Source organism: Hoeflea sp. AS60 (assembly GCF_038900115.1).
Taxonomy (GTDB): Bacteria; Pseudomonadota; Alphaproteobacteria; order Rhizobiales; family Rhizobiaceae; genus Hoeflea.
The window spans coordinates 816674-828619 of the sequence record NZ_JBBMQP010000002.1; the positions used below are offsets into that span (position 1 = coordinate 816674).

At 54.3% G+C, this 11946-nt stretch carries 8 protein-coding genes; 4 read left to right on the top strand and 4 right to left on the bottom strand.

The window, feature by feature from the left end; all coding sequences use genetic code 11:
- The first annotated feature begins 13 nt into the window (after window positions 1-13).
- The 3 genes from WNZ14_RS14205 (at window position 14) to WNZ14_RS14215 (ending at window position 5122) form a co-directional block, all read left to right on the top strand.
- Complete coding sequence (locus WNZ14_RS14205; protein ID WP_342869297.1) at window positions 14-1666, top strand: amidohydrolase; 1653 nt, start codon at window positions 14-16, stop codon at window positions 1664-1666.
- Window positions 1666-2613 (top strand): GTP-binding protein, encoded by a 948-nt coding sequence (locus tag WNZ14_RS14210; RefSeq protein ID WP_342869298.1) that lies wholly within the window; start codon window positions 1666-1668, stop codon window positions 2611-2613. Before WNZ14_RS14205 ends, WNZ14_RS14210 begins: the two co-directional genes overlap by 1 nt.
- Window positions 2614-2674: 61 nt before the next feature.
- Window positions 2675-5122 carry an FAD-dependent oxidoreductase gene (locus tag WNZ14_RS14215; RefSeq protein WP_342869299.1) on the top strand — a complete coding sequence of 816 codons (2448 nt, stop codon included), beginning with the start codon at window positions 2675-2677 and terminating at the stop codon, window positions 5120-5122.
- Window positions 5123-5526: 404 nt separating this feature from the next.
- Here the strand turns inward: WNZ14_RS14215 and WNZ14_RS14220 are convergent, their stop codons facing one another.
- The 4 genes from WNZ14_RS14220 to WNZ14_RS14235 all read right to left on the bottom strand — a co-directional run bounded on the left by WNZ14_RS14220 (window position 5527) and on the right by WNZ14_RS14235 (window position 10480).
- The gene (locus WNZ14_RS14220) at window positions 5527-6477 is read right to left on the bottom strand and encodes a hypothetical protein (RefSeq protein WP_342869300.1); all 951 of its coding nucleotides are present in this window, start codon (window positions 6475-6477) and stop codon (window positions 5527-5529) included.
- Window positions 6478-6616: 139 nt separating this feature from the next.
- Complete coding sequence (locus WNZ14_RS14225; protein ID WP_342869301.1) at window positions 6617-7822, bottom strand: radical SAM protein; 1206 nt, start codon at window positions 7820-7822, stop codon at window positions 6617-6619.
- A gap of 72 nt (window positions 7823-7894) precedes the next feature.
- Window positions 7895-8911 carry a selenide, water dikinase SelD gene (gene selD / locus WNZ14_RS14230; protein ID WP_342869302.1) on the bottom strand — a complete coding sequence of 339 codons (1017 nt, stop codon included), beginning with the start codon at window positions 8909-8911 and terminating at the stop codon, window positions 7895-7897.
- 12 nt (window positions 8912-8923) lie between these two features.
- Window positions 8924-10480, bottom strand: coding sequence for a cobalamin-dependent protein (locus WNZ14_RS14235; RefSeq protein ID WP_342869303.1), 1557 nt, complete (start codon window positions 10478-10480; stop codon window positions 8924-8926).
- A 123-nt stretch (window positions 10481-10603) separates the two neighbouring features.
- Here WNZ14_RS14235 and WNZ14_RS14240 point away from each other — a divergent pair, with 123 nt between their 5' ends.
- Complete coding sequence (locus WNZ14_RS14240; RefSeq protein WP_342869304.1) at window positions 10604-11926, top strand: HAD hydrolase-like protein; 1323 nt, start codon at window positions 10604-10606, stop codon at window positions 11924-11926.
- Window positions 11927-11946 lie beyond the last annotated feature (20 nt).

Below are 11946 nucleotides of genomic sequence, written 5' to 3' on the forward strand. Positions count from 1 at the left end.
AGGCACGATGGCGATGAGTGAAATTGTAGTCTTTACGGCCCGCAAGATCCGTACCATGAACGAATCGCTTCCTGAGGCGACCGCCGTGGCCGTTCGCGACGGCAAGATCATTGAAGTTGGAACGCTGGAAACGATCAAGCCCTGGCTCGAAAGCCATCCACATCGCATCGACACGCGGTTTAAGAACCACATCATCATGCCGGGCTTCATCGACCCGCATCTGCATCCCTCGCTGGGGGCCACTCTGCTGCCCTGTCATTTCATCACGGCGATGGAATGGAAACTGCCGGACCGCGTCTGCCCGCCGGTGACATCCCATGAAGCCTATTTGGAGCGCTTGACCGAGATCGAGCGAGGGATCGAAGACAAAAATGAACCGCTGATCACCTGGGGCTACCACAAGATCTGGCACGGCCGTGTTCACCGGACTGAACTCAACCGTGTTTCAAGCACCCGCCCGATCATCGTCTGGCAGCGTTCGTTCCATGAAATCATCGCGAACGATGCCGCCATCGACTGGATGTCGCTTGATCGCACCGAGCTTGAGCGCCATCCGCAAATCGAGCTGGAGACGGGCAGGTTCTATGAGACCGGACTTGGAGTCGCGACCCGGGCGATGAACCCGTTTCTTCTTTCTCCTGCACGGTTCGGCGCAGGGCTCGAACTGGTCAAGAAAGCGATCCATCAAGGCGGCCACACCACCATCGGCGAGCTTGCCTTTCCCTTGCTCGACGATGCGCTGGAATGGGATGTGCTCACGAAAAGCATTGAGCGGGACAATGTGCCGTTCCGCATGAGGCTTGTGCCACGCGCCGTGCTGCGGGGAACCTGGAACGGAGCCACAGACGAGGCGGTCGAACGGGTCAACAGCTATCAGGCCAGAGGGTTACATCGCCTGAGCTTTGGAAACGGCGTCAAGCTTTTCGCCGATGGCGGTTTCTTTGCCGAACTCATGCAGATGCTGCCGCCCGGCTTCATTGATGGCCACCATGGCGAATGGATGACAGCGCCCGAAACCTTCGAGGCTTTGGCCAGGGCATTCTGGAACGATGGCAAGCAGGTGCACGTCCACTGCACCGGTGACATGGGGCTGGAGCTGGCGCTCGATGTTCTCGAGAAGTTGCAGTTTGAAAGACCGCGCTTCAATCACCGGTTCACGATCGAGCATTTCGGTGTTTCGACGCCGGAGCAGGCTCGCAGGATTGCGGATCTCGGCGCCATCGTTTCCGCCAATGTCTATTACGTTCATGAGCTCGGCGAGGCCTATTGGCGCAGCTCCATTGGACATGAGCGCGCCTCCCAGATGGCTCGGCTTGGAACGCTGAACCGCCTTGGCGTCACGACAGCGCTCCATTCCGATTTCACAATGGCACCGGCGGAACCGCTCAATTCGGCCTGGGTTGCGGTCAATCGAATAGCGGAATCCGGTGCTGTCCTTGGACCGCAGGAGCGGATCTCGCTCGACGCGGCAATGCGCGCGATCACCATCGATGCCGCCTACGTGCTCGGAATGGAGCACGAGGTGGGGTCGATTCGCGCCGGCAAATGCGCAGACTTCACGGTGTTGGAAGCGGACCCATGGGAAACACCGGTGGAAAATCTCAAGGACATCCCGATCTGGGGCACCGTTTTCGAAGGCCGTCCATACCCGCTCAAGAGCGTATGATGCACATACCGGTAACACTCCTGACTGGCTATCTCGGCGCAGGCAAGACAACGATCATCAATGCCTTGCTGTCACAAAATCCTGAGCGCCGCTTCGCGGTGCTGGTCAATGATTTCGGAGCGATCAATGTCGACGCCAGCCTGATAAAGCACAAGGATGGCACGACCATCAGCTTGACCAATGGGTGCGTCTGTTGCTCGATCAACGACGACATTGGCACAGCGCTCGACGCACAGCGTGCGCAGTCCATCCCGCCTGAACAGGTGCTTCTGGAGGCGAGCGGGGTTGCCGATCCCCGGCGGATCGCAACGCTCGCAGGTCACTGGCCGGGCTTCAAACTCGATGCGGTTATTGCTGCCGTTGATTGTGAGACAATTCAAACCCGTGCCAGGGACAAATTCGTCGGCGCATTGGTCAAGAGCCAGATAAAGGCAGCCGATTTCCTCGTCCTGACAAAGACAGACCTCGTCAACGCCGAAGATCTTGGCAAGACCGAGCAATGGCTCGACACGATGAGCGTGCACAAACCGATCCTGAAAGCGCCTTATGCGTTGCTTGACACCAATATGATCATGGGTCCCACAGTCGCTGACCGGAGCCTTCAGAATGGCTCCATTGTGGCCAGTCACCCTGCGTTTTCAACATCGACATTCGTGCCGAAGACCGCGCTTCACACCGGCCAGCTTGCTGCAGTGTTGCAGGCGCTGCCTCCATCAGTGCACCGGGTGAAGGGTATCTTCATCGATGCTGAAACCGGCCTGCCGACCCTGATGCAATGCGTCGGACGGCGGTTCGACTTCTCACCCGCCCCGGCGACCGCGCCAATTGGACTTGTCATGATTTCTGCCAACTCGGCACCCGACATCGAGCAGGTTCGCGGCGCCTTCGAGCAATGTCAGCGTGCGGATCGTGATTGCGAAAGCGCCATCCCCCGCACGGGTTCCTGACTCCGGAACAATCACCATTTAGTTGACGCTTTCTGAGCGCGACCTACCAGGAGACTAGCCGTTGCCCGACATACAAGAAAAGGCCCGCGTCGTGATCATCGGCGGCGGCATCTCCGGATGCTCCGTCGCCTATCACCTGACAAAGCTTGGCTGGACCGACGTGGTGCTCTTGGAACGCAAGCAACTCACAAGCGGGACGACATGGCACGCCGCAGGCTTGATCGCCCAGTTGCGCGCGACCGCGAACATGACGCGGCTCGCCAGATATTCGCAGGAACTCTATGGCACGCTCGAGGATGAAACCGGCGTTGCCACGGGTTTCAAGCGGGTGGGATCGATAACTGTTGCGCTGTCGGACGCAAGGCAGGAAGAACTTCTGCGCTCGGCTGCCATGGCCCGTGCCTTCGGTGTCGAAATCGAGGAGATTTCGCCTGCCGAAGTCGGCGCGCGCTATCCGCACCTGAACCTCGATGGTGTGAAATCCGGCGTGTATCTTCCCAAGGACGGGCAGGGCGATCCCGGCAATATTGCTCTTGCGCTGGCAAGGGGCGCGCAAAAGCGCGGCGCCCGGATATTCCAGCAGGTCAAGGTGACCGGAATGTCGCGCGAGGGCCGCCGCATTACCGGCGTGGATTGGCAGGCAGAAGACGGCAGTTCCGGCCAGATTGCCTGTGAGATGGTCGTAAATTGCGCAGGCATGTGGGGCCATGAAGTCGGCCGTATGGCGGGGGTGAATGTGCCGCTGCACGCCTGCGAGCATTTTTATATTGTAACCGAATCCATCCCCGAACTCGGTGCGCTGCCGGTGCTGCGGGTGCCGGACGAATATGCCTACTACAAAGAAGACGCCGGCAAGATCCTGCTCGGCGTGTTCGAGCCGGAAGCCAAGCCGTGGGGCATGGAGGGGATCCCTGCCGATTTTGAATTCGATCAGTTGCCCGAAGATTTCGATCATTTTGCGCCTGCTCTGGAACTGGCAGTGAACCGGATGCCGCTGCTTGGCAGCACGGGAATTCACACCTTCTTCAACGGCCCCGAAAGCTTTACGCCTGACGACGCCTATCATCTTGGCCTGGCGCCGGGCATGGACAATGTCTGGGTTGCGGCAGGCTTCAATTCGGTCGGCATTCAATCGGCAGGCGGTGCGGGGATGGCTCTTGCACAATGGATGGAAGACGGCGAACGCCCCTTCGATCTCGGTGATGTCGATATCGCCCGCATGCAGCCGTTCCAGGGCAACAAGAGCTATCTTTACGCGCGATCCAAGGAGACCCTGGGGCTGCTGTTCGCCGACCATTTTCCCTACCGGCAAAAGGCGACAGCGCGTGGAATTCGACGCTCGCCCGTTCACGAGAACCTGGCTGATCTGGGGGCGGTGTTCGGCGAATTTGCCGGTTGGGAGCGCGCCAACTGGATTGCGACGCAGGGTCAGGATCCAGCCTATGAGTACGGCTGGCAGCGACAGAACTGGTTTTCAAATGCAGCATCTGAACACAAGGCCATTCGCGAGAGTGTTGGCATGTACGACATGTCGTCATTCGGCAAGCTGCGGGTGGAAGGCCGGGATGCAGAGACATTCCTCAACACAATCTGCGGCGGCGAGATGTCAGTGCCCGTCGGGCGCATCGTCTATACGCAGTTCCTCAACCAGAAAGGCGGAATCGAAGCGGATGTGACGATAACGCGGCTTTCGGAAACCGCGTTCCTGGTCGTCACGCCTGCGGCAACGCGCGTGGCCGACGAAAACTGGATGCGCCGCCACATTGGCGAACGCGCGGTCGTGATAACCGATGTCACGGCGGGCGAAGCGGTGCTCTGCGTCATGGGACCAAAATCGCGGGATGTGCTGAGAGCGGTGTCACCCAACGATTTTACCGATCTCGTCAATCCCTTTGGCACGGCGCAGGAGATCGAGCTGGGCATGGGCCTCGCTCGCGCGCACCGTGTTTCCTATGTCGGCGAAATGGGGTGGGAAATCTATGTGAGCTCCGACATGGCAGCGCATGTGTTCGAGACACTTTGGCAAGCCGGCCAGAATCACGGCCTTAAGCTGTGCGGACTGCACATGATGGACAGCTGCCGGATCGAAAAGGCCTTTCGCCATTTTGGCCACGACATCACCTGTGAAGACCATGTTCTGGAAGCCGGTCTCGGTTTTGCCGTCAAGACCGGCAAGCCCGACTTCATCGGCCGCGACGCCGTCTTGCGAAAGCGCGAAGCCGGCCTCGACCGGCGGCTTCTGCAATTCCGCCTCAACGATCCAGAGCCGCTGCTTTATCACAACGAGCCTGTGCTCAGGGATGGACACATCGTCGGCTACCTGTCGTCGGGCGCCTATGGCCATCACCTCGGCTCCGCAATCGGCCTCGGCTACGTGCCCTGCAAAGGTGAGACAATCGCGGATCTGCTCAGCTCATCCTATGAGATTGATGTCGCCGGCCGACGCTACGGCGCGCAGGTATCGCTCAAACCGATGTACGACCCCGATGGCGCCCGCCCGCGGTCCTAGACGCTTTGTCACGGCCACGCAGGCAAATTCCAGGGCCGGCAGTTTTGCCGGCTCAGTTGATCTTGCGTGAAAATTGCGAAGTCACGGACAGATGGCTGGAGGTAGTGACAAATCCCGGAACTGCGAATTTCTTCCAAATTTCAATGACATGGATTGCAAAGGCAGCGGAGCCCCCCGAGAGAGCGTCCGAAATATGCGAATGCTCTTGACGTTTCCAAGAAACGTTTGGGGCTGAATGTACGTTTTTGGGAGAAGTAGGCTTTGCGACCCAAAGCTGTAGGAATGGCGGAGGGGACGCGACTTCCGTCGAACCTTCTCTACCCCCTAAGCCATTGCTCTAATTGTATTTATGAAAAAATCATGCGCGACGATGAGCCTGCCTACGGTGTTTCTATGCAGTTTTCTCACATGACCCTACTATGGAAAATCGTGGTTTCTTGGCGGACGTTCGTGGTAAGCAGCGAAGGATTGTCTGAACAAATAGCATATCGCGTTTCGGTTTCTTTGCAGAAGGTTTCCAATCGGCGGAAATTTATCTTTCTTTGATGTATAAGCTGGGAGGCCGAGGGACAGATGTCAAATTCGAGTTGCCGAGCTGCAATTACACTGCGCACACGTTGAGCCGTGTCTAAGAACTTTGGATGCCAGAATTGAAGCCCGTGAACAATTCTCCACCTAGTCACTTCCTCAAGTAAATCTAAGTAAAAATCGGCTGGATATTTTTCGGGCTTGGTAAGGCGCTCTCCAAGATGAATCGTATTAGTGAACGCCTTCCCTGAACGATCCTCCGCGAGCTTGGTCAACCTTACCAACCTTCGAAGTTGCTCGAGCGCCCCAGTTGTTGCCTTCTCCCGGCCAGAAATGTCAAAACCGACAATAGAAGACGCGAGGCTTGGAAACAGGCCCGCTTCAACCAATCGCTCGCAGGCGGCAAACTGTGCGTCAGGAATATGCCCGTCAGCGCCGCGAATTAGGGTCAGTCGCAGCTTGACCCTCCCGGTTGCTCCTTTTTCTGCGATACCGTGATTCAATTGCATGATGCGATCGACCGTCGCTTCTAGGCTGTACAGAATTCCGACGATCAATTCACATCCCCAAATACCTGCATCTTCTAAGCTTTCACAAATCGCCTTGGCACCCATAGAAAAAAAGGACGGGTCCGTGTGCCGTGCCTCTTGGCAAGCTCCGTTTACGATCGAATAGACGGAAAAGAACATATTGTAGTCGGGAGACCCGCCACCCAGGCCGCCAAACATCTGGATGCGCTCAAAGAGCGAATAAGGAGAGCGAGCCGCGAGCGCTGACGCCAGAATATGGTGCGGTCTACCCGGATTGCGCACATTAGCAAGAACCACGCTTAGGAACGATTCCGGCAACCCCCCGGAAAAATGTAGATGCCGATCAATTAGGCGTCCGCTCTCGCTCCCGTCCACCCCGGTTCCAACGCTAGCTTGAACTTGGTGGGTCACGTTTTTTTGGTCGGTCGATAAATAGTCATTTTGGGCGGCCTATCCACGTGCAGAGGTAATCCATGTGAACGAGCTTTTGGTCATCAATAAGCTCAGGATTACGCGGATATTCTTGCCCAGCATAGGTCCGTTCGGGACAATAAGGGTCACGGGCCTTCAGACATCGCTCGCCTTCGGTGTGAAATTTGTGCAGATAGGACCGGGCTGCACAGCCCCCTCCACACTTTTCAAGGCGCTTGCACCCATCACAGCCGTGAACTTGGTCTGGATTAGCGTTGCGCTGTCGGAAGGCGCGAAACTGTTCACTTGCTATGATGTCTATCAGGTCAAACTTAAGTAGATCAAACTCTGATTTGTAATCGTGTAAGTATACGCAAGGACTTACTTGAATCTTCCCGTCTGGCGTTATCGAGTGGATACGGAAAGACGTTCGGCCACACGGACAGCGCCGCGCACCATGAAAATCGGTGATAGAAGCGATCGGAGGTTCGCCCAAATCGATCGGGTCACACAGCGCAAGCAAAGTCGAAAAACCATCGTAGTACTGCCGAGGAGTTAGTGCGACTTTCATGTGATCCGATTGGACAGGTTTGATGGTATTGATGCGTACGTTGGCATCATACACTTTTGCTAGCGCCACTAGGTCGGTGAGGTGACGTTTTGAAAAGTTCCATGACATTCCGCACATGATAGCTGAATGAGGCTTTCCAACGCGCTGACAAATCTCCATTGCTTCGATGGCCTGGTGATAAATATTGGCACCACGATTTTTGTTGTGCTCTTGCTCGTAAGGAGAGTCGAAAGAAATGTCGATGTCATTCAGTAATTCAAAAGCTTCAGGATAGTCCCGCGCCAAGTGCAATAGTGTGACGCCACTGGTGGTTAAACCAATCTCAATATTTTCTTCGTGCAACTTTTTCATAATGTAGGGAAGAAGCGTGTCACGCGCTTTCGGCCCGTTCGTAAAGATCGGTTCGTTACCACCGAGATTCACGGTTTCGACATTGTTAGCTGCGAGTTGCTCTACGACCCGGTCGATCATTGATACAGACATGTCACGTCCCTTCACGCGCGCGTTCATGCTATAGCAATGAGTACAGCGATAGGGACAATCGTTGCCAAGCGTCCAACCAATATTCTTGATTTCAGGAGCGATCTCTGGCAAATCGCCAAACTGATCTGTAGGACCAAGGCTTTGATTGTAATGCCCAAATTCATCTGGCGTTTTCATATTACTCCAATCCCAAAGTCAATCTCAGCTATGATAATTCTCTTTTTTTTGGCAGACTCCAACACCTCTCGATCATATGCCGAAGTTGACCACACCGCAGCCAGAAGGCGGACCAATACGGCCGATACAGGTGAATCCAGCGTCTGGGTGCAATTCGATGAGGCTTCGAGCGGCCTCGTCGGGCATAGTAAAAAGGAGCGGGCCATTCGTCTGCGGTTCATCAACAAAGTACGTCATCATAAGCGGTGTATCGCCAGGAAAATCAGTTATCGGCCCGAAGAAGTCACCGTTCTCACATACAGCGCCAACTCGTTGACCACGCTCAAATGCCTTTACTGATTCCCCGTAGATTGGGATCATGTCCATATCAACATCGACCGTCACAAGCGACTTCGTTGCTATGAGGCCGAGTTGGTACCTCAAGCCGAAGCCTGAAACGTCCGTGGCAGACGAAATTTGGAAATCTCTTAGGATGGATGCTTCTTTGCGACACGAGGAAAAGAGCCGTACATCAATAGGAGGCGCATCATCGTCCAGTGCATTCTGTTCTTGTAGAAGTAACGCCGAACCTATTGGTTTGCTGATGAAGATCCAATCACCGGGGTCACAGCCGCTGTTATTCCAAATATTCGATGCTGGACGTCCAAAAGCAGCAAGACCACAAATAGGGTCTTCGGTAGACAAGGTATGACCCCCGGATATCGACATCCCATCCTCAGCTGCAATGTCGGACACGCCGCGCATGATTTCACGGAGCAACACTCCACGCTCTGAGGCAGGTCCACCAAGTATGACGAGTCCAAAGGAGGGCACAGCCCCCATCGCATATATATCATTCAGTGCGTGTGCCGATGCCAGCCGTCCAAAATAGTAGGGAGAACGCACCGGCGAATGCATGAAATCCACTGTCAATACACCCATATCTTGTTCGGAGATGTCCACGACCGCAGCGTCGTCATGATCACCTGCACCGATCATAACGCCGTGTTGGCCATTTAAGGTCAGAGAGTCTTTCAGTAGCTTTCTTAGATCGAAGACGCTTACTTTTCCGGAACAACCAGCAGATCTAGCGGGTCTTACATTAATCATTTTGACGCCCCCCTAACAGAGAAATGGATTGGGCTGAGCGTCATAGACAAGACCTTCAGCCGAGTAGGTCCTGTCGAGCCGATCAGAAAGTTTCGCATATTCATTCCGAAGTCCGCGCGCGCGATCTACTGCGAACTCTACCGCCTCCTCGGGCGTCGCAACAATGTCACCTAAAAGTTCGTTGAACATATCAAGATCATGGCGCCTAAAGTCTCGGTGAATAGCTAGCAGTGAATCAAAGCCAGTATCTGAAACAAGCTTTGGAGCGCTCAGCGGATCGACGCATTTTTCGTACAACATAGACATCTGCTTCTGCCATGCCTTTAGACCATGATAGATAACCTCAATGTCCTTGTTTAGGAACGTGTATGTGCGATTCCCGAGGTTTCCCTTCGCTTCACTCGCAATACCAATGTGCTCGACAAGCCGAGTATAGGGCGTGCCTTCGGCCGCAAACATTTCAGTGAATATTCCCTTGCTGACAATCCATGGGTATCGGAGAAACGCCGCATAATTTTCGTGAAGTTCCTTCATTGTTGTGCCGTGATCAAACAGTATGTGACCAGCCTGAACAATGTATCCATTTTCTTTGAGCGCATCGAGAGCAGAAAAATTGTCTTTGGCTCGAGCTGACTTGCGCATCCTGAACAATGCGGTATCTGAAAAATTCTCAATACCACAAGAAAAACTAAAGAAGCCTGCGCGACGCAACTCTCGAAGCACTTCGTCTGTTGCGTACTCCGCCCGGATTTGACCGCGCAACTTCAGCACGAGGCCGCGGGCCTCGATTTCGTCTGCTAGGCGTGAGGCCCATTCTACTCCGCGGGGCGGTTCGATGAGGCTATCGTCGATAACTTTAAATAGCCGCGCGCCTCGCCCATAGAGTTGCTCGAGCTCGTCGACAAAATGCGAGATTGTGCGTTGCCGCCAAGTTGGCCCCTGCGACAGCTTCTGAAAAGCGACAATTGAGCAAAAGAGGCAACGAGCAGCGCAACCCCGGGAACTGTCAATGTTAATCGCGCTACGACGAGCTAAAGAAAGATGCATTGTGTCCCGCGCGGGGAAAGGGAGCTTATCGAGGTCAGTGTTCAGCGGCTCGCGCGCTGTCTCCACTAGCTTCCCTTCCGCACGGAAGCATATATTTGAGATTTCTGATAGATCGTCACGGCCCGAGTCGAAAAACTCAGTGATTTTCAAGGCCGACGCTTCGCCTTCGCCACGTACAACTACGTCGAATCCAGCATCAAGAAATTGCGTCGGGTTGAATGTCGGTCCGTAACCGCCTGCAACATAGGGCCCAACGATACCAGCTTCTCTAAGGTATTCTATCGTTTCCAAACAGCTCGAGATATTCGTCATGTAGGCCGAGAACCCTACCCAGAGCGGCGCATCTAGTTGTTTGACACGGGCAACGACATCGCTAGCGGACAAGCCCTCAAGCCAGGCATCAATCGTATCCACTTGGTGCCCGGCCGCCCGCAACGTCGATGCCAAGTAGCCAACCCCAAGATTTTCCTCTGCGGTTCTGTGTGAAACTGCAGGTGGTACGATGAGCAAAATTTGTGCCATGAACGTCCTCAGTCCTGTCGATCACGCGCCGCGGTCAAGTAATAATGCTTGAAGCTTGGTACATATGCTACCCTAAAGAGCCGCCTGAGTGAGCAGTATTGTCCAGATGGAGATCCCGTTAAAATGGTTCAAACGATAGCCAGCAGTGATGAATTTTACAAAATCTGTGCGCGAAACGACATTCAAGTTGTTTTCTTAGATCTCCGTGGAACTCTGTTCCGGGCACCCCGAAAGGGAAACATTGCGCGGGCAGCGGCGACAATCGGTTTCAATGACCCAATAATTTGGGAAATCGACCAAAGAGTGCCCAGTGACGTGATCTCTGCTTACCGCAATGAATGTGGTGTATTTGATTGGACGTTGGTCTCGGTCCTAAAATTCGCTGAACTAGCTAGAGAATCTGGTATATTACTATCTCTGACGCAGTGCGAGAATATATATCAGCTCATTCGCGCCGAGTATCGTGAGCAGTCTGTACCACTTGTTGCCGATGCTCAGCTTGCGAGTTTTGTTGGTTCTCTCGGGGAGATGGGAGCGGCAGCGGTCATCGCGGCTGATGGTGTTTTGTCCTTCGAGCAGTCTACTTTCCAACGTCTTTTTCCAGAAACGAGTGCGCTGGGAATTAAGATTATTACGTCAGATATACTTGGTATTAATAAGTTGGCTCCCGACTTCTACAGGCTCTGCGCTCAAAATCAGGGTAAGATCCCAGAAAATTGCTTAGTGATTGGTGACCGCATGGACAAAGACATCCTGTCCGGAAGGCGCGCAGGTTGCCGCACTCTTTTGGTTGGCGACGTTGATGAGCAGCGTCTGGTAGACGCAGAAGGCCCAGACTGGAAAGTTGCACGCTTTGATCAGATTGTACCGGATTCACCGCGGATTCTAGACGGTGCTCTTTTCGGCCGGTTCCAGCCATTTCACCGCGAGCATCTGCGCTTTATTCGCCATGCCGCAGCGCATTGCGCACGATTGACAATTGGAGTTACGAACCCCTTTTTGAGTGGCGCTGAACCATTCACCAATGATCGTACGCGTAGCGATAAAAACCCACTGCCTTACTGGTTCAGAAAGCGTTGGATCTTAGCTGTGTTAGAAAGAGATGGCTTTAGTTTGGATAGATTTTCCGTAGTTCCTTGCCCCCTAGATTCCGAAAATCTCACGCAATTGTTTGCGCCAGACACACCAGCCTACGTAACCAATGTTGAAGATTGGAGCGAAGAGAAATCCTCACTAATCGCACGGGCGGGTTTGAGGGTTTGCAATCTTGAGGTCGGGCCGAAAACGATCTCCGGCTCTGAAATCCGCGATCTGATCTGGGCTAACGATCAACGTTGGCGTTCGCTTGTTCCCCCGGTTTCTGATGCCAGCCTGTTTGACGAGATCGAAACGCTGGTTCGCGCCGCAGAACGAATCGTAGTCAATACTTCTGTCAGCAACCCATGAGAACAATCTGGTTGGTGGAA

Bases quoted from the DNA above. Each gene is read 5' to 3' on its own strand.
- WNZ14_RS14205 (WP_342869297.1), top strand. From the start codon at position 14: ATGAGTGAAATTGTAGTCTTTACGGCCCGCAAGATCCGTACCATGAAC.
- WNZ14_RS14210 (WP_342869298.1), top strand. From the start codon at position 1,666: ATGCACATACCGGTAACACTCCTGACTGGCTATCTCGGCGCAGGCAAG.
- WNZ14_RS14225 (WP_342869301.1), bottom strand. From the start codon at position 7,822: ATGAAAACGCCAGATGAATTTGGGCATTACAATCAAAGCCTTGGTCCT.
- selD (WP_342869302.1), bottom strand. From the start codon at position 8,911: ATGATTAATGTAAGACCCGCTAGATCTGCTGGTTGTTCCGGAAAAGTA.
- WNZ14_RS14235 (WP_342869303.1), bottom strand. From the start codon at position 10,480: ATGGCACAAATTTTGCTCATCGTACCACCTGCAGTTTCACACAGAACC.
- WNZ14_RS14240 (WP_342869304.1), top strand. From the start codon at position 10,604: ATGGTTCAAACGATAGCCAGCAGTGATGAATTTTACAAAATCTGTGCG.